The following is a 21,770-nucleotide window of genomic DNA, read 5'->3' as shown; positions in this document are numbered from 1 at the left end:
CCCGCCGGTCAGGCTCATGTTCTGGCCACCGCGAGCAACGGATAGCCAGGGAAGCCAACAGCCACCCGACTGCCGGATCCGTTTACCCACAAGGAAGAACTGTCCGTGATCGCGGCGAGCAGGTCCACCGGGGCGGCGGGCATGACCACGGTGCGCACGGTGCCATCGGCGAAGCGCAGGGTCGCGGTCGCGCTAGCGGTGCTGTCCCGACGGGCCGTCCACGCGCTGAGCGCGGCCCCCGCGAGCACCCACTCCCCGGCGCGCACCAGCTCCGGCAATGTGACGTCAGAGAGTCGGAAACGCAGTCCGATGGCCATCCCACCGCCGGTCAACAGCACCAGAACCAGCCACCACACCAGCAGGTACTGGGACGGCATGGCGATCGCGACAACCACGAGCACCGCGACCAGGAACACCGCCAATTGGCCGAACAGCCAGAAGATCGCGTCACGCCTGGACTTCGCCCACCGCGCCGTAACGTCCACTGTGGAGAAGTCTACTGTGGACATATTACCACTCGACGGCTTCACCTTGGCAAGGAACATCTCCCGCGATCCGGGGACGCGCAGCACCGCCCACCGACCGCGACCACGGATCAGGTACGCCGTGTCGGTGATCATCGCTAGGTGCGCCGGGTCGATCCGCACCGAGAGGACCAGCGGGTCCGCACTGTCGTCGACGACCTCGACCAACGCCGTCCACCGGCCCGCGCGCAGCACCCGAGCCCGCACGGTCCGCCACCCGCGGGTGCGCACCTGGTCGAGCCCGGAGCGCAGCCAGAGGTAGTTCCCGCCTGGCAGCAGGTAACCCAGCAGGACGAGGCCGTTGCACACGGCGGCGACCACCGGGAGGGGTGGGTCGTCGACATCGGTGATCAGCGACATCGCGAGGGCGAACAGCGTCGCGGCGATGACGGTGGCCCACACCGCGCTCGTGGTCGTGGTGGACCGGTAACGCCGTGACCACAACCAGTGCAGGATCGCCGTGGTGGGGTCGCCGGTGGCGGGCACCGCGGTGGTCGGGGCCGGGACGGGTGACTCAGCGGTGGCGGACACACCGTGGTGATCGCTCGCGGTGGCCGTCGCGTCACGCGGTCCGCCGATCATGCCGGTTCCGTGGACACGACCTTGCCCGCGGCCAACAACGGGTAACCGGGGTACCCGACCGCGACGACGCGACCGGGGGTGAGCGGCCCGGCCACCCAGGCGCCCGCGGTGTCGTGGATGGTGCCGAGCAGGTCGGCGGCCGCGTTCGGCAGTTCGAGCACGGCCACGGCGCCGTCGGTCAGGCGCAGCACGAGGTTGGTCGTCGTCGTGGAGTCCACCCGCGGGGTCCACCGCGACGCCGTGGCACCGACGGGCAGCCACCCGCCCTTGGCGACGAGACCGGGCAGCTGCCGGTCGATCCACCGGTGCCCGTAGCGCACGGTGCGGCTGCCGAAGACCACGACGACCAGCACCAGGCAGGTCACCACGGCAAACAGGTGGAGCTGGGCGAAGGCAGTGAGGCCGAGGATCGTGACCACCCCCGCCACGAACGGGAGGACGATCAGCATGGCGCGACTCGCGAGCCCCCGGGCCCAGACGGCGGTCGGGTCGGCGTCCTCGGACTTGCGCGCCGGGCGCGCCTTCGGCACCCGGGTCGCGGGGAACGCCTCGTGCGACCCCTCGATCCGGATCGCCGCGACGCTGCCGCCGTCGACCAGCCAGGCCTTGCCGGTGCGCCGCAGCACAGCCCGGAAGGGGAGGGTCAAACCGTAGACGTGCAGGGGGATCGCCACGCCGTCGACGGTCACGACGACGTCCGCGCCCGTGGGGTGGGCGCCGTGCACCGCGACGTCCACCGGGCGCCAGTCAGCACCGGGCAGGATCTCGGCGCTGACGCGGGACACCCGGACCAGCCGCCACACGTGGTAGAGGCTCCACAGGCTGAACAGCGACGTGGCGGCCAAGAGCGTCGCTAGGACCGGGTCGCCGTCGACGACGGCGAACACCAGGAGCGCCAGCAACAACGCGGACAGCACGACCTGCGACCGCATCACCGCCCGCGACGCCCGCGGCCGCAACCGCACCAACAACTCGGTGGTCGGATCCCCCAGCACACCCGCACCCAGAACCGGCTCAACCAGCACGCCAACCCCCATCCCAGTGCCCACACTGTAGGCGACCCCCGATCGGGTGAAAACCCACCCGCCCCCGCCCTCCGCGCCTGGTCGAACTGTCCACAAGCCCCCGAGTTATCCACAGCTTTTCGCCGTCCCCCCTTCGGGCGACAGGGTCCCGGTAGACTGGGCCTGGGGACGCCCCCCGGGACAGGGTGGGGCCGGGGTTCGCGGGGACGGCCTCCGGAACGGCGGGCCGGGGTTGGGCGCGGGGCACGGGCGGCGCCGATCAGGCTGACGGGCGGAGCGCGGAGCGACCGCGGGCGGGCGCCGATCAGGTCGACGGACGGGGCACCCGGGCGGGTTGTCGGGCGAACGTATGGGAATCGCCGGTCTGGGCGGGGTGACGAGAGGGTGGCCGGGTGTCGCTGGGCGAGCCGGGCGAAGGGGCGTCGGACGGCTGGTGGCGCGGGTGGCGGATAGGCGGGACGGGCGCTGGAGGGCTGGTTGGGACACGGCCGGACGGCCAGGACGTCAGCAAGGGCTGGCAGAGTGCGTCGGAGGGGCGAACCGAAGGGCTAGCGGGTTCGCCTCGTGCGGTGCGGCTGGTCGGTCGCCAGGAGTGCTGATGCGCTGGCGGGCTAGCTGACCTGGGGCACCCTGCTCTCCCTGCACCACTGGCCCAGCCGCCGCCTGGCCCACCTCGTCCGCACCGCCGACTGGACCCAGGCCACCATCACCGTCACCCGAGCAGCAGCAGGGCGCGGGTGCGCATCATCTTGGCCCACGCCAGCGTCGCGTCCGCCGGACTCGCGGCGCGGTGGGGCGTGCCGACCAGGCGGACCGCCGGGTAGACGTCGTACGAGCCGTCGATCCGCACGGCGATCGGGCGGCCGACCGGGTCGGCCATCCCCACCGGCCCCCGCATCGCGACCGGACCCACCACCCAGGTCGGACCGGCCAGCCAGACCTCTTGGTCGACGCCCAGTCGAGTCCGATGTGGACCGTAGAGCCCGAACACCCGCAGCACCACGACCTCCGTGCCCATCCGCACCGCGAGATCGGTCTGCGCGCCCACACCCCCGAGCACCGTGGCGGCGAACGGGAACCAGATGGCACCCTCCACCACCGAAAGCGTGGCGCGGGACGCCCGAAAAGCCTTGAGCCACAACACGACGCCCTTGATGCCCAGCGCGCAGCGGCAGAACGCGACGACGGCGATGAGCGTCAACCCGGCGGCGATCCCGTAGGCGACCCACCCGGCGAGCGCGACCAGTGTCACGACCGCCCACCCGATCCGCCACGGACTCCGCACGCGCAGGGCCACCAGCCGCGCGGTGTTCGGATCGTCCAGGACAGCAACACCACCCGACGGTGCCGTTACCGGAGTCACCCTCGGCCGCGCAGCAGCGACACCGGCGGCGACGCCACCCGCATGCCTTCCAGCACCCGGATGATGGTCCGCGAGACTTCCGTCCCGGCCTTCCGGGGGTCGTCCGCGCCCGCGATGATCGCCGCGCCGGTCTGCAGCGCGCCGAACAGGATCCTGGCGGTGACCTCCACCGGCAGGTCGTCGATCTCGCCCGCCGCGATCAGCGCCTCGATGGCCGACTTCACCAGGCCGAAGCTGAAGTGCTCCTCGGCCTCGCGCCAGCGCTCCCAGCCCATCACCACCGGGCCCTCGTGGATGGCGATGCGCTGGTAGGAGGGCTCGAGGCAGACCTGGACGTAGGCCTGCAGCCCGCTGACCGCCCGCTCCCACGGCGTGCCTGGGCCGGTGACGACCTGGCCGAGCTTGGCGAGCACGGCCTTCTCCACCGCGCCGAAGGCGGCCTCGAACACCGCCTGCTTGCCGCTGAAGTGGTGGTAGAGCGCGCCCTTGGTGACCCTGGCCCGGCGGGCGATGGCGTCGAGGCTGGTGGCGGCGTAGCCCTGCTTGGTGAACAGCGCGACCGCCGAGTCGACCAGGGCCTGCCTGGTCGACTCGCTGTAGTCCTCCCGGCGGGGGCGCGCTGTCGGCACGCTCACAACCCTAGGACATCGCCGCGACATACCAACGGCACGTACCCGTGGTACGTTGGCCGCGTCCGGTTCCATACCGTGGGTATGCCGCAGACCCGTGGTATGCCCGCACCGGGGGAGGGAAGCCATGAGCTGGTCCGACTACCACCGCAGGCGCGCCGCGCTCGACGCCGTGCTCGCCCACCTGCGGTCCGACCCCGGCGCCCCGGTCCCGTTCCACGGCGAGGTCGCCGAGCTGTTCGACAGCCCGGCGCAGGTTCTGCTCGCTCTGCACTACCGGTGGACGCTCAAGCTGACCGGCCGGATCGGGCTGGCCCAGGCCGAGGCGGACCGGGACCCGGACGTGGACCTGGTCGACGCCGTCACCGCCGCCTGGCTGGACACCGCCGCCGAGCACGGGCCGCTGCGCGCGGTCATCGACGCCCACGCCGCCGCCGACCCCGAGGTGCTGCGACCGGGCTTGGAGAGCGAGCAGCGGATGCTGGCACTGGCCGCGGGCCTCGTCGGCCCGGACGAGCCACGCGCGGAGATCACCCGCGTCGGCGCCGCCTTCACCGCCCTGCTCCGCACCACCCCGCGCCCGCACCGCAAGGCCCGGCACCTGTTCGGGCGATTCGCCGCGAGCGCCTGAGCGGTTCCTCAGCCCGGCCTTCCTACCCTCGGGTAGCAGATGAGCCGAGGAGGCACCCATGGCCTGGTCCGCCGCTGACATCCCCGACCTGAGCGGGAAGACCGCGCTGGTCACCGGCGCGAACTCCGGGCTGGGCCTGCGCACCGCGCAGCTGCTCAGCGACCGCGGCGCGCACGTGCTGATGGCCTGCCGCTCGGTCGAGCGCGGCCGCGCGGCGGTGGCGACCGTGACCGGGGCCGCCGAGCTGCTGGAGCTGGACCTGGCCGACTTGGCGTCGGTGCGGACGGCGGCGGCGCAGGTGCGGGAGCGCACCGGTGACCGGCTCGACCTGCTGGTCAACAACGCCGGGGTGATGGTGCCGCCGCCTGCCAGGACCGCCGACGGGTTCGAGCTGCAGTTCGGCACCAACCACCTCGGGCACGCCGCGCTGACCTGGCTGGTCATGCCCGCGTTGCGCGCGGTCCCCGGCGCCCGCGTGGTGACCGTGTCGAGCCTCGCCCACCGCGGTCAGGGCTTCGACATCGATGACCTCAACTTCGAGCGGCGCGGCTACCGGGCGGCGGCCGCCTACTCCCAGTCCAAGCTGGCGAACCTGCTGTTCGCCGTCGAGCTGGACCGACGCGCACGGGCAGCCGGGCTGGACCTGGTCAGCGTCGCCGCGCACCCCGGGTTGGCGAGCACCGAGCTGGCCAGCAACTCGACCCGCGCCCGGATGACGGGTCCGGTGGGTCGTGGGATCGCCGCGGCCGTGCGGGCGGGCGCCCGGCTCACCACCGCGCCGGTCGGCCGCGCGGTGCTGCCCCAGCTCTACGCCGCGACCGCTCCCGGGGTCACCGGCGGGCAGTACTTCGGCCCGAGCGGACCTGGCGAGATATTCGGCGCCGTCGGGCTGGCGAAACCGCGATCACTGGCGCTCGACCCCGCCTTCGGCCGGACATTGTGGGTGCGAACAGCGGAACTGACCGGCGTTTCCCCGGATCCGGCCTAGAGGCGTAGCCTGGCGGTGTGACAGTCGCGCCTGAGGGTCGGAAGATGCTGCGCCTGGAAGTGCGCAACAGCCAGACACCGATCGAGAAGAAGCCCTCGTGGATCAAGACCCGGGCCAAGATGGGCCCGGAGTACCGCGAGCTCAAGGGCCTGGTCAAGCGTGAGGGCCTGCACACGGTGTGCGAGGAAGCGGGCTGTCCCAACATCTACGAGTGCTGGGAAGACCGCGAGGCGACCTTCCTGATCGGCGGCGAGCAGTGCACCCGCCGCTGCGACTTCTGCCAGATCGACACCGGCAAGCCCGCGGACCTCGACCGCGACGAGCCGCGCCGGGTGGCCGAGTCGGTGCAGGCGATGGGCCTGCGCTACTCGACGATCACCGGTGTCGCCCGCGACGACCTCGAGGACGGCGGCGCCTGGCTCTACGCCGAGACGGTCCGCCAGATCCACGCGCTGAACCCGGGCACCGGCGTCGAGCTGCTCATCCCCGACTTCAACGCCGAGCCCGACCAGCTGGCCGAGGTGTTCGGCTCGCGGCCGCAGGTGCTCGCGCACAACCTGGAGACGGTGCCGCGCATCTTCAAGCGCATCCGCCCCGCGTTCCGCTACGACCGGTCGCTCTCGGTCATCACCTCGGCCCGCGACGACGGCCTGGTCACCAAGTCGAACCTGATCCTGGGCATGGGCGAGACCCCGGACGAGGTCACCGAGGCGCTGGCCGACCTGCACGGCGCGGGCTGCGACATCATCACCATCACCCAGTACCTGCGGCCGAGCGTGCGCCACCACCCGGTCGACCGGTGGGTCAAGCCGGAGGAGTTCCTGGCGCACAAGGAGACCGCCGAGGCGCTGGGCTTCGCCGGGGTGATGGCCGGTCCGCTGGTGCGGTCGTCCTACCGGGCCGGTCGGCTCTACACCCAGGCCGTGGAGCACCGGGGCCAGCAGGTCCCGGAGAACCTGCGCCACCTGGCCGAGGCGGGCGAGTCCAGCCAGGAGATCAGCGCGCTGCTCAAGCGCTGATCCCGGGGTTCCCCAGCACCCGAGTTCCCAGCACCAGGGGTAGTGGTGCCCGAGTAGTAGTACCCGGGGCTGACCCGGTGGGTGGGTACCCGGGGGGATCTCCGGGGCATCCCGGTTATGTCAGGCTGGTCGCGGACGAAGACTTCTGTGGACGGACGTGATCGGCGGCAACCCGGCGCCGGTGCGGTGCGTCCCATGTCCCGAGCGCGGCCGGTGGGGGCCGAGCGCGGACAGATCGGCACCGGAGGGACTGGTGCCCGCTCGTGGAGGGGATCCGACCCGTGGCCTTGCTGACCGACGTCCTGGAGTGGCTGCAGGCGCTGCCGCAGCCCGCCCTGGTTGCCGCGACCGGCGGCCTGGTGCTCGCCGAGTGCACCATCGGCCTCGGGTTCATCGCCCCCGGTGAGGGTGGCCTGCTCATCGCCGCCACCACGGTCAACAGCGTGCCCCGGTTCCTGCTGCTGTGGGCGGTGGTCACGGTGTGCGCGGGGATCGGCGACTCCATCGGCTACTTCATCGGCCGCAAGTACGGGGTGAAGCTGCGCGAGACGAAGCTGATCCAGAAGTACGGCGTGGAGGGCTGGGACAAGGCCACCGACATCCTGCGCAGGCGCGGGGCGTGGGCGGTGTTCTTCGCCCGGTTCATGCCGGTGGTGCGGACGCTGACCCCGGCGGCGGCGGGCACCTCGAAGCTGCCGTACCACAAGTTCCTGCCCGCGGTGGTGGCGGGCGCGGCCTGCTGGTCCGCGGTGCACATCAGCATCGGCGCCGCTCTCGGCGAGGCCGCGCACAAGCTGGAGTCCTACCTCAGCGGCGGCGCGGCGATCCTGCTCGGCGCGGTCGTGCTGGTCGTCGTGGTCAAGATCCTGCTCAGCAAGCGCAAGAAGGCCAAGGCCGCCGCGGCTGCCGAGGCGGAGGCCACGTCGATCACGCTGACCGTGCCCACCGCGACCAGCGAGCGCAAGCCGGACGACGAGCCGGAGCTCGAGCGCGTCTGACCCCGAGCACTCCCCCTCAGCGGCGGCCGATCTCAGTCGAAGATCGGCCGCCGCTGGCGTAATCACCGGCGGCGTCCGAGCGATCTCACCTGTGGGACAGGGTCGCGCGCGCAACCGGAGGGGGTCGGGGACCATCAGCCCGGGGGGTGTGGCCGAGCCGGAGTTCACCGTCGTCGAGCCACCGAGGTCGATCTTCCGCCGCAAGCGCTTCCTCGGCGTGTTCGTGCCCGCCGGGCTGATCGCCGTGGCCGGGGCGATCGCGCTGTTCGCGGGCGGGGTCATGGCGCTGCCGCTGCGCGAGGTGGTCGTGGTCAACGGCCGGTTGGCGTCCAAGGCGGAGTTCTTCGCCGACGCCGAGGTGCGCCGGATCCTGATGGCGCAAGGCATCCAGGTGTCACTGGACCTGGCGGGCTCACGCGACATCGCGGTCAACTCCACCGACGGCTACGACTTCGTGTTCCCGTCCGGGCGGCCCGCGGCCCTGCTGATCAAGCAGCGGCTCGCGCAGTCGGGGCACCGGCAGCCGAAGATGTACAAGCCGTTCTTCTCCCCCATCGTGCTGGCGAGCTACCGCGAGTACGCCGAGGTGCTGGCCGACCCCGCCACCGGACCGGTGGTAACGCCGCAGAACACCACCGGGCCGCGGCTGTACTACGACATGCCGATGGACCGGTTCGTCGACGTGGTCGAGCGGGGCACCACCTGGGACCGGCTGGCCGCGCCGAACCGGGTGCTCCCCAACAGCAACCGGGTGCTCGCGCAGACCTCGGACCTGTGCTCGTCGAACTCCTCGGCCACCTACCTGGGCCTGGTCGCGTTCGTGGCCAACGGCAACGTCATCCCGCAGACCGAGGCGGACGCGATCGCGCTGGCCAGGAAGGTCAAGCCGCTGCTGACCGCGCAGGGCCTGCCAGCGGAGGACATGGCGGGCGGCTACCTGGCCCCGGACGGGCAGGGGTTGGCGCCGATCGCGGTGATCTACGAGCACCAGTACCTCGCCCACCAGCTGCGCACCCTGGAGCGGACCGGCAGGGTCGACGACCGCAGGGTGCTGCTCTACCCGGCGGCGCAGGTGCAGACCGTGCCGGAGTTCCTGGCGCTGACCCCGGCAGGCGACCGGCTCGGTGAGCTGATCATGACCAACCCCGACCTGCGCAGGCGGGCGCTCGAACTGGGGTTCCGGGTGTTCGAGGCGGACGGCTCGGTCACCACCGGCCAGTTCGCCGAGTTCCTCACCGCGCACGGCCTGCCGGTGCCCAGCTCCGGGATCAGCGACACCGAGACGTTCCTGCCGTCGCTGCCGCTGCTGGAGAAGATGATCGCCGAGATCGGCGAGTGCGGGTGAGGACCGCGGCGCTGCTGGTCCTGCTGGCGCTGCTGGCGGGGTGCGTGGCGAGCCCGCCGGAGCGGGTCCGGCTCACCGTGCTGGCCGACAGCGACCTGGCCGACGTGGGGCCGCTGCTCGACGAACTGCGGCGCGAGACGGGTGTCGAACTGGCGCTGGAGTACGTCGACGACCCGGATGTCGAACTGGCCTCGGGGCGCTACCGGCACGACGCCGCCTGGCCGGTGACCGACCGGTACCTGCACCTGCGGGAGAAGGCCGACGGGCGGGGCAACGCGCTGCCGACGTCGACCACGGTGATGTCGTCACCGCTGGTGGTCGGCGTGCGGCCCGCAGTGGCGGCGCGGCTCGGGGCGACACCGTCCTGGGCCGACATCGCCGATCGCGCGGCGGCCGGTGAGCTGCGGTTCGGGATGGCGGACCCGACGGGGTCCGGGTCCGGGCTGGCGGCGCTGGTGGGGGTGGCGACCGCGGCGGCGGGCACCGGGGGCGCGTTGACCAGCGAGCAGGTGAGCTGCGTGGCGCTGGGCGGGTTCCTCGCCGGGCACGTGCTGCGGCCGCGGACCAGCGCGGAGCTGATCTCGCAGTTCACCGCCCGCCAGGACGAGGTGGACGCGGTCGTCGAGCACGAGTCGACCCTGCTGGCGCTCAACGCGAGCGGGCACCTGCGCGAACCGCTGGAGATCATCTACCCGCGCGACGGGATGGTGCTCTCCAGCTACCCGCTGATCCTGCTCGACCCGGCCCGCCGCGACGGCTACCTGCGGGCGGTCGCGTGGCTGCGGGGCGAGCACGCGCAGCGGTGGATCATGGACAACACCGCTCGGCGCGCGGCGAACCCGAGCCTGGAACGGCCGCAGCGGCTGCGCACACCGATCGGCAACGCGCTCTACTTCCCGGACAGCCAAGGGGTTCTGGACGCATTGCTAGCCGTGTACCGGCGGCTGAGTTCGGGGACGCACCAGGTGGTGTTCGTGCTCGACTACTCGGCGTCGATGGCCGGGCCCCGGGTCGAACGGCTGCGGTCGGCGTTCGCGGCGTTGAGCGGGTCGGGCACCGGCGGGTTCGCGCGGTTCCACGTCGGCGAGACGATCACCGTGCTGCGCTTCGCCGGGACGGTGTTGGAGCAGAGGGAAGTCACCGTCACCGGTCAGTCCGATGTGGACTCACTGGCGGCGGTCGTCGGGGCACCGGCGGACGGGCGGGGCACGGCGGTCTGGTCGGCGCTGGAGCAGGCGTACCGGTCGGTGCGCGGGGACGCGTCGGTCGTGCTGATGACCGACGGGGAGAACAACGCGGGTATCAGCGCGGCGGAGTTCCTCGGCGCGGGCAAGCGACCGGTGCCGACGTACGCGATCGGGCTCGGCGAGGCGGACCAGGCGGAACTGGGTGAGGTGGCGCGCTCGACCGGGGGACGGGCGGTCGAGACGACCGAGGCGTCGCTGGAGTCGGCGGTGAGGGAGATCCGTGGCTGTCGATAGGTCTCTGTGGTGGTCGGTGTGGTGGCCGTGGGCGCTGGTCTGGGCGGCGACGGCGATCGCGGTGGTGGTCGCGCTGGGGGCGCTGGGCTGGGCGTGGCGGGCCAGGCGGCGGTTCGCGCCGGTGCGGGAGGTCCCCGGGCTGACCTTCTACCTGCACGAGAAGTCGGTGATGGACCTGTACCTGTCCGGCGGCTACGGCGACGCGATGCGCCGCGAGGTCGAGGAGCGGGTCGGCACCAACACCGACCGCAAGATCAACATCAAGGTCCGGGACGTCGGCGTGGACGGCGGGCGCACCAGCGGCCGCGAGGTGGTCAGCCGCTACATCAGCAACGCCGAACCGATCGCGGTCATCGGCGTCCTGCTCGACGTGCTGGAGGCCGCGCACGGCGTGGTGCACGTCGACCTGCGCGAGCGCACCATCGTCCGCACCACCGCCGTCACCCGCGGGCACTCCGACTCCCCCACGCTGCGCCTGCGCGCCGTCGACGACTACGTCTCGGTCCGCGGCTCCTTCCGCGTCGCCGAGCACACCGACACCCGCACCGTCCTGCTCGCCCCCTTCGGCGACCCGGACGACCCCGAGGAAGGCCCCCAGATCCGCATCGAGTGCCACCCCGACGGCCTCCGCGACGACGAGATCCCCGACGGCCCCTTCCGCGCCCGCTGCCTCGGCAAGGTCCAGTCCTGGAAACCCACCACCGGCGAGCTGGTCATCCGCCCCATCGCCATCTTCCAGTAGCACCCGCTCGACAGCGGTGAATTCTGTTATGGGGATCTGAGATTACCCCGGGCGTGTCGGCGGCAGGGCAGTCTTTTCTTGGAATTGACACCCTGCACCCGGGAGCGAGAATGCTTCGACGTCTGTTAGTGCCTGCCGTCGTGTTGGTGGCGGCCGTGGTGGGGCCAGCGCCGCCGATCGGGGCCGCTGAGCTGGGCGGATCGGCCGCGGAGCCGGTCGGTGCGGCGCCGGTGGCCGGGACCCGGGTGACCAAGACGGGGGTCAGCGAGTCGGCCGACAGGGCGATCCAGTATGGGAATACTGGGAATTCGTGGCGGACGGAGATCAAGGCGCCCGGTGCGAGTTATGTGAAGGTGCATTTCGCGCCGTTGAAACTCGCGGCGAGTGACTACGTGACCGTCGCGTCCCCCGACGGCCGCGAGGTCTACACCTATTACGCCGACCGGGCCAAGGGGTCGCCGTTCACCGAGCACGGCGGGTCCGGGTTCGCGGCCATGTCGATCGACGGCGACACCGCCGTGGTCACGCTGCACGCCACCGGCGCCCGCGACGGCAAGCGGCTGACCAGCCAGGGCTACGGCACCCGGGTCACCAGCTACGACCGCGGGTACGGGGCGAGCGAGTTCGCGGCGCAGAACCCGAAGCCGTTCAGCGTGTGCGGCAACGACGCCCGCAAGGACGTGGTCTGCTACCAGAACAGCCACCCCACCGAGTACGCGCGCTCGCACGCGGTGGCCAGGCAGTTGGTGAACGGCCTCGGCTCGTGCACCGCCTGGCGGGTCGGCAACACCAACCGGATGCTGACCAACGCGCACTGCGTCGCCGACGCCGCCGAACTGCGCTCCAGCGAGTTCCAGTTCGACTTCCAGTGCGCCACCTGCGGCGGCAACAACCCGCGCGCGGGCACGAAGGTCAGCGGCCAGGACCTGATCCGCACCAGCGCGCTGGCGAACCTGGACTACACCCTGTTCAGCGTCAGCAACTTCGAGAGCATCCGCCAGTACGGGACGCTCTACCTGGATGTGCGCGAGCCGACCGCGAACGAGCGCATCTACATCGCGGGCCACGGCGACATCCTGCCCAAGCGGATGTCACTGTTCGAGGAGTCCGACGGCGGCGCCACCTGCAAGATCGACGTGGTGTCCTCGGGGGTCAACACCGGCTACCGGTGCGACTCCTCCGGCGGCAACTCGGGGTCACCGGTGCTGGCGGGCTCGTCGCACAAGGTCATCGCCCTGCACCACCTCGGCGGCTGCCCGAACTGGGGCACGCGGATCACCTTGGTGTACAACGAGATCCGCAACGACATCGACAACAGCAGCACCGGCCCGGGCACTCCCGTCCTCGCCGTGCAACCGAGCGCGGCCACCGTCAACCCCGGCACGTCGGCGACCGCCACCGTGCAAACCCCGGCCATCTCGGGCAACCCCACCCTCACCCTGAGCGCCTCCGGAGCCCCGACCGGCACCACCGCGACACTCGCCCCCACCGCGGTCACCGCTGGCCAGAACAGCACCCTGACCGTCAACGTCGGCACCACGACCCCACCCGGCACCTACACGATCACCATCGCGGCGACCGGCGCGCCCACCACGCCCACCACGTACACGCTGACCGTCCCAGGTGGACAAACACCCTGCCAGGGCATGAAGGTCACCAAGACCGGCACCCTCACCGCGGGCAGCTCCCAGTACCAACCCGACGGCTCCTTCTTCCAAACCACGGTCTCCGGCGCCCACAAGGCCTGCCTCACCGGCCCCACCAGCGCCAACTACGACCTCTACCTCCAGAAGTGGAACGGCTCCACCTGGCCCACCGTCGCCCAAGCCACCACCACAACCGCCAACGAAACCCTCTCCTACAACGGAACCGCGGGCTACTACCGCTACCAGGTCAAATCCGTCACCGGCAGCGGCCAATACACCCTCGGCTACACCTACCCCTGACCCCACCCACCGCCTGCCCGGCCCGGCCACCGGGCAGGCCCCTCTCACCGCACCAAGATCCGCGCCACCGCGACCCCGAACCCCCGCTGCTGGATGGCCTGGGCGTGGTTCCTCAGGTTGACCTTGCTGAAGAAGAACAACGAGTCAACCAACACCCCCACCCGATCCGTCGCGATCGCGTACACGAACACCCACTCACCCACACCGTCGAACTTCTGCGAGGTACCGAGCCGCGACCAGTGAGACCGCAACTTCTTCTGGTACACCGGATCGAACATCAACGAAGCGGACACACTCGCCTGCGCGAACAGGTGCGACAACGCACTCGACTGCGTGGCGCGCTTGACGCAGATCAACTGCTTCCGATCCGTCAACAGGTCGCACACCTCGATCTTGCGGTGCCTGCCCCAGTGCACGTTGTCCTTGTCGAGCAACACAAAACCCGGCTGCTTGGCCACCATCTTGTTGTACGAACCCTCAGCGGTCTTGTCGTCACCAGCCGCCTCCAACGCCGCGACGTCCCACTCCGGCAACACCAGGCTGTCGGTGATGTCAGGCAACTGCCTCAGGTAGGCGTCGATCTCCCGCAGGTGGTCCTTGTCGATCCTGAACCACACCCCGGACCGCAAGGCGTACAGGTGCCCATCGTCGTGCGTGAGTTCGACCTGGACGTAGTCATACAGCTTGTACGGCCGATCGACATCCTTCCCGTCGACGTCGTGGGCCGTGACCAACACCTTTCCCGGCTTGTCCGCACACCGGCTCAATTGACCGATGGCCCCGTACACGGCCTCGGTCGTGAGATCGTCGATATCACACGCCTTGCGGTACTTGAGCCGGTAACTGGCCACGTGCAGTTGCTCGAACGGATCCGGCGCGGCGAAGCTGATCCGACTGTCTTCAGCTCCGACCATCGTCCGCACCCGGCCATCGAGTTCGGCGACCACCGGGTCCTTCCTGTTCAACCTGACGTAGTGGTCGATGAAGCCGAAATTGCGCTTGTAGTCATCACGCCCGTACGCGTCGTAGATCTCGGACAGCTTGCGCGGCAGGTCCGGCAGGGAGAAGTTCTTGATGGTGAGCCGCAACGAATCGGCGCCGCTCGCGGTCGTCGCCAGATCCGCGGCCGCCACCTTGCCGCCGAGCTGCCGGACCCATTCCTCGAGCGGTTCGACGCCCAGTTCGTAGAAGGTCCTCGGCGCGGGGAGGATCGTCTTCTGGCTGCGCGCGCTCAGCCCGAGCCCCTTGGTGTCCGCGCTGGTCACGTCCCCGGACTCGATGATGTTCGCCGCGACCCTCAACCCGAAGGTCGGTTCGATGGCCTCGGCCGGGATGGCGTGGAACCCGTTGCCGAACGTCACCGCGAAGACCCGCCCGACCACCCGCACCAGCAGCACGCCGCCAGTGGACTGCGATGTCAGGCCGTCCAGGTGCGTGTCGTCCAGCGCGATCGGCCGCACACTCGACACCCAGGCAGCCTGTTTCGGCGGCGCGCTCCGCACGAACAGTTCCCAGTCGACCGGGCCTTCGTGATCAAAATCCTCGGGCGGCCGAACTCGCACCTGGTGGAACTGACTCGGCTCGCTCAGACAGTCCTGCGAGAATGGAACCTCGCGCCGGAGGAGATAGACACTGATCCGCACCGCGCTCCTCCTCCACGCCCGACTTCGGGCCTGTTCGGAGCAGTTCCGCCAGCCCGTGCCACAACGCTAACGGAAATCACACAGCGCGACCGTGGTTGAGCCATGACATTCATCAGACAAATGCCGGACACCCGCAGGGCCCTTTCACCGATGGGCACAGTGGTCAGCAGGTCAGTGCGTGTTCTCGTTCTGTTGCGGGGGCTGGTGTCTCCGGTCGGAACCAGCCCGGTTGTAGCCATTCCGGGCGGAGGGCCGCGATGGCCAGCAGCACCAGTGCGATGCCGACGTACAGGTTGTGGGATGGCGCTTGGGCCCACGACGGGAAGTGGTCGGGCAGGATCACCAGGCCCACCAGGGGGACTCCGCCGCGGCCGGTGCCGATGTGCCAGGGGAACAGCAACAGGACGTAGGTGGTGGCTGCGGCAGTGGGTAGCCAGGACCCGAAGCGGAGCGCGGCGCCGATGATCATGACGGTGAACGGGGCGAACCAGACCCAGTAGTGGGTCCAGGTCCACGGGCTGACGAGGACCATGGTGATCCCGACGACGCTCACGGCGAGCAGGTCGCGGCCGTCGCGGTGCGCGCGCCACGCGGTCCACAGGGCCGCGGCGGCGATGACGGCCGTGACCGCGAGTCCCGGGGCAGGCCAGCGAACCCTACGGCGATGGTCGCCAGGAATGTGCCGACGGCGATGGCGGCGGCGCGGAACTGGCGGGTGATGAGCAGGTAGACCACGAAGATGCCCGGTACCAGTTTGATCCCCGCGGCCAGACCGATGCCGATGCCCGCGACGTCGCCGAGGACCAGCAGCATGTTGACCTGGCCGATGGTCGCGTTGAGCAGCACCGGCTGCGACACGAGCCCGACCACCACAGGTTCCCTGGCAACCGCTTGCGCCGGTCAGGACGACGCGACAAAACCACGCCCGACATCACACTTCCCCATCCCCAGACCACCATTTCCCCCTGGCGGCCCACCCACCCTATTGCACCCCTCCTCCCCTATTCACACCCCCCGCCCCCCAAACCCCAAACCCTTTCTTTGCCACTAGCTATTTTCCGCCACCCACCAACCCCCCACCATTCCTTTGCCCATCCCCCCAATACACCGAATACCCCCTCCCTCCCCCACCCCCAAATCCCCCCATTAATACTGTCTCCCCCCCACCCCCAAACACCCCCCACATACGCCCCCCGACGCGACAGCCGAAGGCCCAGCGAGCCCCAAACACGTCCGCCGGCCCTCGTCCCCGCTACGCACCCGTCCCTCGCACCCCGATGCGACGGCCAAAGGCCAAGCGAGTCCCCCGGGTCACGTCTGCCAGGTCCCCACCCCGCTACGCGCTCGTCCCTCGCACCACGCGCCCCCCGCACCGTGGGGGTCTGGGGGTCGCCCCCCAGAAACAACAACGGCCGACCCGGTCCACGCTCTCCGTGGACATGGGTCGGCCGAGGCCGTTCGTGGGCGCAGCAGGATTCGAACCTGCGACCGCTCGGGTGTAAACCGAGTGCTCTCCCGCTGAGCTATGCGCCCGCCGCCCGTGGGGCCGGTGAGGGGCCCGTACGGGGGTGGGAAGGTTACAGCGCGGCGATGGCCTTCTTCCAGGCGTCCTGGTCGCGGGCTTCGCCGGGGGCGTTGACCTCGGCGTAGCGGACGGTGCCCGTGGTGTCGATGAGGAAGGTTCCCCGGGTGGCCAGGCCCGCGGCCTCGACGAAGACGCCGTAGAGCTTGGCGACGTCGCCGTGCGGCCAGAAGTCGGAGAGCAGCGGGAACTGGTAGCCCTGCTGCTCGGCCCAGGCCTTGAGGCTGAACGGGGTGTCCACCGAGACGCCGATGACCTGGACGTTGTTGTCGGTGTAGCCGGCCAGCTCGTCGCGCACCTGGCAGAGCTCACCGGTGCAGGTGCCGCTGAAGGCGAACGGGTAGAAGACCAGCAGGACGTTGCGCGCCGAGTACTGCTCCGAGAGCGTCACCGGCTGCTTGTTGTAGTCGTTGAGCGTGAAGTCCGGGGCCTTCGAACCGACCTCTACCGACATACCCGGCATCCTCCGTGGCTGGGGCGCGCGGACGCGCCCGGGACTGTTCGGGACCAGCCTAGGCCACCCGGGTGGGTGACCACCCGGGTGACCACGGCCACGGTCTCAGCGCTTGGTCTTGGCCGACTTGGGCGACACCAACCTGGTACCCGACCAATCCGGCCCGACGCTGATGCTCGATGTCCTGGCGAGTCCCGCGGTCGGCACCGCCTCGGCGATGTCGCTCGGCTCGACGTACCCGGACCTGCCCGTCTTGGGGGTCAGCACCCAGATCACGCCGTTGTCGGCGAGCGGTCCGATCGCGTCCATGAGGGTGTCGACCAGGTCCCCGTCGTCCTCGCGCCACCACAGCAGCACGATGTCGACGACCTCGTCGGCGTCCTCGTCGAGCAGTTCCGAGCCGATGCGCTCCTCGACAGCGGCACGCAGGTCGTCGTCGACGTCCTCGTCCCAGCCGAGTTCCTGGACTACGGCGCCTGCTTCGATCCCCAGCTTGTCGGCGACGTCGGCGTTCCCGGCGTCTCCCGCGGCCACCACGGTGTCACTCCTCCAGATGTGCTCGCGCGGTGGGTGCGGACCCGTCTGCCAGGGCCGTCCACCGCGTTCTGCCTGTTCGGTTAGGCGATAGCGAACACTGACAGTGGCCACCTGCGCAACCGTCCGCTGTTCGACACGCCGCCCGGGGTCGTCCGCACCCCGCCGGTGCGATCAACCCCACGCTCGTCCTACTGAACAGTAAGGATGACGCCGCCGCCCGGCGAGCGGAACATGGCAGAGTGTCCCCCAAGCGCGTGGTATCGCGCGCGCGAAATCTTGTCCTCTGATCAGGCTGGAGCTCCGAGTTGGCCACGCAGAAAAACCAGCCCGCCCCCGAGCGCGTTCGCGTCATCCGCGACGGCCTCGCCGCGCACCTGCCGGACATCGACCCGGAGGAGACCGCGGAATGGCTGGAGTCCTTCGACGCCGCGTTGGCTGGCGGCGGGCAGCAGCGCGCGCGCTACCTGATGCTCAGGCTGCTCGAGCGGGCCAGGGAGAGCCACGTCGGGGTCCCGGCGCTGACCAGCACCGACTACGTGAACACCATCCCCACCGAGAAGGAGCCCTGGTTCCCCGGTGACGAGGAGGTGGAGCGCCGCTACCGGGCGTGGATCCGCTGGAACGCGGCGATGACGGTGCACCGCGCCCAGCGCCCCGGCGTCGGCGTCGGCGGGCACATCTCGACCTACGCGTCGTCGGCCGCCCTCTACGAGGTGGGCTTCAACCACTTCTTCCGCGGCAAGAACCACCCCGGCGGCGGCGACCAGATCTACGTCCAGGGCCACGCCTCGCCCGGCATCTACGCCCGCGCGTTCCTCGAGGGCAGGCTCTCGACCTCGCAGCTCGACGGGTTCCGCCAGGAGCTCTCGCACGCCGGTCCCGGCGGTGGCCTGCCGTCGTACCCGCACCCGCGGCTGATGCCGGACTTCTGGGAGTTCCCCACCGTCTCCATGGGCCTGGGCCCGATGAACGCCATCTACCAGGCCCGGTTCAACCGGTACCTGCGCGACCGCGGCATCAAGGACACCTCCGACCAGCGAGTATGGGCGTTCCTCGGTGACGGCGAGATGGACGAGCCGGAGTCGCGCGGCCTGGTGCACGTCGCGGCCAACGAGCAGCTCGACAACCTCACCTTCGTGATCAACTGCAACCTGCAGCGGCTGGACGGGCCGGTCCGCGGCAACGGCAAGATCATCCAGGAGCTCGAGGCGTTCTTCCGCGGCGCGGGCTGGAACGTCATCAAGGTCATCTGGGGCCGGGAGTGGGACACCCTGCTGCACGCCGACCGCGACGGCGCCCTGATCAACCTGATGAACACCACCCCCGACGGCGACTACCAGACCTACAAGGCCAACGACGGCGCCTTCGTCCGGGAGCACTTCTTCGGCCGCGACCCGCGGACCAAGGAACTGGTCACCCCGATGACCGACCAGGAGATCTGGAACCTCAAGCGCGGCGGCCACGACTACCGCAAGGTGTACGCGGCCTACCAGGCGGCCACCGAGCACGTCGGCCAGCCCACGGTGATCCTGGCCAAGACGATCAAGGGCTACAACCTCGGCCCGCACTTCGAGGCGCGCAACGCCACGCACCAGATGAAGAAGATGACCCTGGACGACCTCAAGGCGTTCCGGGACACCCTGCGCATCCCGATCTCCGACGAGGACCTGGAGAAGAACCCGTACCTGCCGCCGTACTACCACCCGGGCCAGGACGCGCCGGAGATCCAGTACCTGCAGGAGCGGCGGCGCCAGCTCGGCGGGTTCCTGCCGGAGCGGCGCACCAAGGCCAAGGCGTTGACGCTGCCCGGCGACAAGGTCTACGACGTGCTCAAGCGCGGGTCCGGCAAGCAGGAGGTCGCCACCACGATGGCGTTCGTCCGGCTGGTGCGCGACCTGGCCAAGGAGAAGGAGATCGGGCCGCGGCTGGTGCCGATCATCCCGGACGAGGCGCGCACGTTCGGCATGGACTCGATGTTCCCGACGCAGAAGATCTACAACCCGCAGGGCCAGCTCTACACCTCGGTCGACGCGTCGCTGATGTTGTCCTACAAGGAGAGCGAGCAGGGCCAGATCCTGCACGAGGGCATCAACGAGGCCGGGTCGACGGCGTCGTTCACCGCCGCGGGCACCTCCTACGCCACGCACGGCGAGCCGATGGTGCCGATCTACATCTTCTACTCGATGTTCGGCTTCCAGCGCACCGGTGACGGCCTGTGGGCCGCGGCCGACCAGATGGCGCGGGGCTTCGTGCTCGGTGCCACCGCGGGCCGCACCACGCTGACCGGTGAGGGCCTGCAGCACAACGACGGGCACTCGCTGCTGCTGGCGGCGACGAACCCGGCGGTGGTCTCCTACGACGCCGCCTGGTCCTTCGAGATCGCCCACATCGTGCGCGACGGCCTGCGCCGGATGTACGGCGAGCAGGCCGAGGACATCTTCTACTACCTCACGGTCTACAACGAGCCCTACCAGCAGCCCGCCGAGCCGGAGGGCCTCGACGTCGAGGGCCTGCTGCGCGGCCTCTACCGGTACCTCGAGGCGCCGTCGACCGAGGGCCCGCGCGCGCGGATCCTGGTCTCGGGCGTCGCGATGCCCGCCGCGCTGAAGGCGCAGCGGTTGCTGGCCGAGGAGTGGGGCGTGGGCGCCGAGGTGTGGTCGGCGACCTCGTGGGCGGAACTGCGCCGCGACGCGGTCGAGGTGGAGCGGCACAACCTGCTGCACCCGCAGGCCGAGCCGCGCGTGCCGTACGTGACCTCGGTGCTGTCCGAGGGCGTCGGCCCGGTCGTGGCGGTGTCGGACTGGATGAGCGCGGTGCCGGACCTGATCCGGCCGTGGGTGCCCACCGACATGCTCACCCTGGGCACCGACGGGTTCGGCTTCTCCGACACCCGGCCCGCGGCGCGCAGGCACTTCCTGGTCGACGCCGAGTCGATCACCGTCGGCACGCTGGCCGCGCTGGCCCGCCGCGGTGAGGTCTCGCGCGACACGGTGGTCGAGGCCGCCCGCCGGTACCGCATCGACGACGTGTCCGCCGCCGGTCCGCAGACCTCGGACCCCGGTTCGGCCTGATCCACGCGTGCAACGGCCGGGTCCCCTCTTCGGAGGTGACCCGGCCGTTTCGCGTCAGACGGTCGCGGGGACCTGGCGCTTGGCGGAGCGGTACCAGCTGATCCAGCCGTGGACCACGAGCCCGGCGAACACGGTGTAGACGATCGCGCTGAACCACAGGCCACCGCGCAGCTGCAGCGGCACCCCGATGGCGTCGACGACCAGCCACACCAACCAGAACTCGACCAAACCCCACGCCTGCAACGCGAACGCCAGCACGGTCCCGACGAAGATCGCCGCGTCCGGCCACGGCGCCCAAGACGCGTCCAGGGCATCCAGCACGCTCGCGAACGCTGCGGTCCCGGCCACGAAGGCCAGCGCCGTCACCAGCAACTCCCGGCCCGTGGCGCGCCGCACAGCCACCCCGAACACCGGGTCCCGCCGCCGAGCCCACGCCCACCACCCGTAGACCGCGATCACCCCGACCACGACCTGCCGCACCGCCAACCCACCCAGGTGCGCCGAGGCGTAGACGCTGAACAGCAGCACCACCGACGCCAACTGCACCGGCCAGGTCAGCATCGACCGGCGCTGCGCCAGGAACACCACGGCCAACGCGAAGAACTGCCCGAACAACTCCGCCAACGCGATCCGCTGACCGAACACGGTCACCGAACTCTCCAGCAGAACCCCCACCACTCCCCCTCACCGCAGGCGACAGCTAGTCCGAACACCCAGCCCACCCCCGATGTTCCCCCCGGCGATATGCCACGAAAGAGGGAACTCCCCCGCCTCGCCTGGCATCGCCTCCCGCCACGTTCCATAGTGGAACTACCGGTGGGGACCGGGGAGATGGGCCGCCCGGCATCGAGCGCACCGACATGCCGGGCGGCCCGCCCGATTCGCCTTACGTGTTCGCGGAGAGCGCTCACGGGAGGGGGATCGGGCGTTTTTTGGTTCTGGGGGGCGACCCCCCAGGCCCCCACGGTGCGAGGGGCGCGTAGTGCGAGGGACGAGCACTTAGCGGGGGCATGGGCCTGGCAGACGTAACCCGGGGGGCTCGCTTGGCCTTCGGCCGTCGCATCGGGGGGTGCGAGGGACGAGCACGCGTGATGTGGGGGGCTTGCTGGGCCTTCGGCCGTCGCGGTGTGCTTGGTGGTGCTTGGGCGTGCGATGGGTTGTGGGGTGGGGATGGTTGGGGGTGCGGTGGGGTGGGGTGGGGGGCGTGCGA

At 70.5% G+C, this 21,770-nt stretch carries 19 protein-coding genes and 1 tRNA gene; 9 read left to right on the top strand and 11 right to left on the bottom strand.

What is annotated here, in order from left to right:
• Positions 1 to 14: 14 nt before the first annotated feature.
• The 4 genes from LV79_RS25990 to LV79_RS25975 form a co-directional block, all read right to left on the bottom strand.
• Positions 15 to 1,106, bottom strand: coding sequence for a hypothetical protein (locus tag LV79_RS25990; protein WP_253840853.1), 1,092 nt, complete (start codon positions 1,104 to 1,106; stop codon positions 15 to 17).
• Entirely contained in the window at positions 1,103 to 2,131 is a 1,029-nt protein-coding gene (locus tag LV79_RS25985; protein ID WP_253840852.1) for a hypothetical protein, read from the bottom strand. The genes LV79_RS25990 and LV79_RS25985 overlap by 4 nt, the downstream gene beginning before the upstream one ends.
• 712 nt (positions 2,132 to 2,843) lie before the next feature.
• Positions 2,844 to 3,383 (bottom strand): hypothetical protein, encoded by a 540-nt coding sequence (locus LV79_RS25980; RefSeq protein ID WP_253840851.1) that lies wholly within the window; start codon positions 3,381 to 3,383, stop codon positions 2,844 to 2,846.
• 107 nt (positions 3,384 to 3,490) lie between these two features.
• The gene (locus LV79_RS25975) at positions 3,491 to 4,153 is read right to left on the bottom strand and encodes a TetR/AcrR family transcriptional regulator (RefSeq protein WP_253840850.1); all 663 of its coding nucleotides are present in this window, start codon (positions 4,151 to 4,153) and stop codon (positions 3,491 to 3,493) included.
• Between the two features lie 97 nt (positions 4,154 to 4,250).
• Between LV79_RS25975 and LV79_RS25970 the strand changes: the two genes are divergently transcribed.
• The 8 genes from LV79_RS25970 to LV79_RS25935 all read left to right on the top strand — a co-directional run bounded on the left by LV79_RS25970 (position 4,251) and on the right by LV79_RS25935 (position 13,273).
• Positions 4,251 to 4,754, top strand: a complete 504-nt coding sequence (locus LV79_RS25970) for a hypothetical protein (protein ID WP_253840849.1) — start codon at positions 4,251 to 4,253, stop codon at positions 4,752 to 4,754.
• A gap of 58 nt (positions 4,755 to 4,812) precedes the next feature.
• Positions 4,813 to 5,742 (top strand): oxidoreductase, encoded by a 930-nt coding sequence (locus tag LV79_RS25965; RefSeq protein ID WP_253840848.1) that lies wholly within the window; start codon positions 4,813 to 4,815, stop codon positions 5,740 to 5,742.
• 17 nt (positions 5,743 to 5,759) lie between these two features.
• On the top strand, positions 5,760 to 6,761 hold the full coding sequence (lipA, locus tag LV79_RS25960) for a lipoyl synthase (protein ID WP_253840847.1): 1,002 nt from the start codon (positions 5,760 to 5,762) through the stop codon (positions 6,759 to 6,761).
• A 281-nt stretch (positions 6,762 to 7,042) separates the two neighbouring features.
• Complete coding sequence (locus tag LV79_RS25955; RefSeq protein ID WP_253840846.1) at positions 7,043 to 7,759, top strand: DedA family protein; 717 nt, start codon at positions 7,043 to 7,045, stop codon at positions 7,757 to 7,759.
• A 148-nt stretch (positions 7,760 to 7,907) separates the two neighbouring features.
• Entirely contained in the window at positions 7,908 to 9,104 is a 1,197-nt protein-coding gene (locus LV79_RS25950; protein ID WP_253840845.1) for a hypothetical protein, read from the top strand.
• The gene (locus LV79_RS25945) at positions 9,101 to 10,585 is read left to right on the top strand and encodes a VWA domain-containing protein (RefSeq protein ID WP_253840844.1); all 1,485 of its coding nucleotides are present in this window, start codon (positions 9,101 to 9,103) and stop codon (positions 10,583 to 10,585) included. Before LV79_RS25950 ends, LV79_RS25945 begins: the two co-directional genes overlap by 4 nt.
• On the top strand, positions 10,572 to 11,327 hold the full coding sequence (locus LV79_RS34130) for a hypothetical protein (protein ID WP_285470591.1): 756 nt from the start codon (positions 10,572 to 10,574) through the stop codon (positions 11,325 to 11,327). Before LV79_RS25945 ends, LV79_RS34130 begins: the two co-directional genes overlap by 14 nt.
• 110 nt (positions 11,328 to 11,437) lie before the next feature.
• Positions 11,438 to 13,273 (top strand): trypsin-like serine peptidase, encoded by a 1,836-nt coding sequence (locus LV79_RS25935; protein WP_253840843.1) that lies wholly within the window; start codon positions 11,438 to 11,440, stop codon positions 13,271 to 13,273.
• A gap of 44 nt (positions 13,274 to 13,317) precedes the next feature.
• Here LV79_RS25935 and LV79_RS25930 read toward each other — a convergent pair whose 3' ends face one another.
• The 6 genes from LV79_RS25930 to LV79_RS25900 all read right to left on the bottom strand — a co-directional run bounded on the left by LV79_RS25930 (position 13,318) and on the right by LV79_RS25900 (position 17,489).
• Positions 13,318 to 14,916, bottom strand: a complete 1,599-nt coding sequence (locus LV79_RS25930) for a DUF6119 family protein (protein WP_253840842.1) — start codon at positions 14,914 to 14,916, stop codon at positions 13,318 to 13,320.
• A 163-nt stretch (positions 14,917 to 15,079) separates the two neighbouring features.
• Positions 15,080 to 15,469 carry a hypothetical protein gene (locus LV79_RS25925; protein WP_253840841.1) on the bottom strand — a complete coding sequence of 130 codons (390 nt, stop codon included), beginning with the start codon at positions 15,467 to 15,469 and terminating at the stop codon, positions 15,080 to 15,082.
• Entirely contained in the window at positions 15,466 to 15,786 is a 321-nt protein-coding gene (locus LV79_RS25920) for a glycosyltransferase 87 family protein (protein ID WP_253840840.1), read from the bottom strand. Before LV79_RS25920 ends, LV79_RS25925 begins: the two co-directional genes overlap by 4 nt.
• Before the next feature lie 591 nt (positions 15,787 to 16,377).
• Positions 16,378 to 16,449 (bottom strand) — tRNA-Val (locus LV79_RS25910).
• 44 nt (positions 16,450 to 16,493) lie between these two features.
• Complete coding sequence (locus tag LV79_RS25905) at positions 16,494 to 16,952, bottom strand: peroxiredoxin (RefSeq protein WP_253840839.1); 459 nt, start codon at positions 16,950 to 16,952, stop codon at positions 16,494 to 16,496.
• Between the two features lie 105 nt (positions 16,953 to 17,057).
• Positions 17,058 to 17,489 (bottom strand): DUF3052 domain-containing protein, encoded by a 432-nt coding sequence (locus tag LV79_RS25900; RefSeq protein WP_253840838.1) that lies wholly within the window; start codon positions 17,487 to 17,489, stop codon positions 17,058 to 17,060.
• 305 nt (positions 17,490 to 17,794) lie between these two features.
• Here LV79_RS25900 and aceE point away from each other — a divergent pair, with 305 nt between their 5' ends.
• A complete protein-coding gene (gene aceE, locus LV79_RS25895; RefSeq protein WP_253840837.1) occupies positions 17,795 to 20,560 on the top strand; it encodes a pyruvate dehydrogenase (acetyl-transferring), homodimeric type in 2,766 nt (921 codons plus the stop codon).
• Positions 20,561 to 20,614: 54 nt separating this feature from the next.
• Here aceE and LV79_RS25890 read toward each other — a convergent pair whose 3' ends face one another.
• Complete coding sequence (locus LV79_RS25890) at positions 20,615 to 21,235, bottom strand: nicotinamide mononucleotide transporter family protein (RefSeq protein WP_253840836.1); 621 nt, start codon at positions 21,233 to 21,235, stop codon at positions 20,615 to 20,617.
• Positions 21,236 to 21,770 lie beyond the last annotated feature (535 nt).

This window comes from Actinokineospora globicatena, assembly GCF_024171945.1.
Lineage (GTDB): Bacteria > Actinomycetota > Actinomycetes > Mycobacteriales > Pseudonocardiaceae > Actinokineospora > Actinokineospora globicatena.
This window is presented reverse-complemented; position numbering and strand designations above follow the sequence as displayed.

What these genes read in the sequence shown, in the direction of transcription:
- LV79_RS25990 (WP_253840853.1), bottom strand. Translation starts at nt 1,106, where the DNA reads ATGATCGGCGGACCGCGTGACGCGACGGCCACCGCGAGCGATCACCAC.
- LV79_RS25975 (WP_253840850.1), bottom strand. Translation starts at nt 4,153, where the DNA reads ATGTCGCGGCGATGTCCTAGGGTTGTGAGCGTGCCGACAGCGCGCCCC.
- LV79_RS25970 (WP_253840849.1), top strand. Translation starts at nt 4,251, where the DNA reads ATGAGCTGGTCCGACTACCACCGCAGGCGCGCCGCGCTCGACGCCGTG.
- LV79_RS25965 (WP_253840848.1), top strand. Translation starts at nt 4,813, where the DNA reads ATGGCCTGGTCCGCCGCTGACATCCCCGACCTGAGCGGGAAGACCGCG.
- LV79_RS25935 (WP_253840843.1), top strand. Translation starts at nt 11,438, where the DNA reads ATGCTTCGACGTCTGTTAGTGCCTGCCGTCGTGTTGGTGGCGGCCGTG.
- LV79_RS25905 (WP_253840839.1), bottom strand. Translation starts at nt 16,952, where the DNA reads ATGTCGGTAGAGGTCGGTTCGAAGGCCCCGGACTTCACGCTCAACGAC.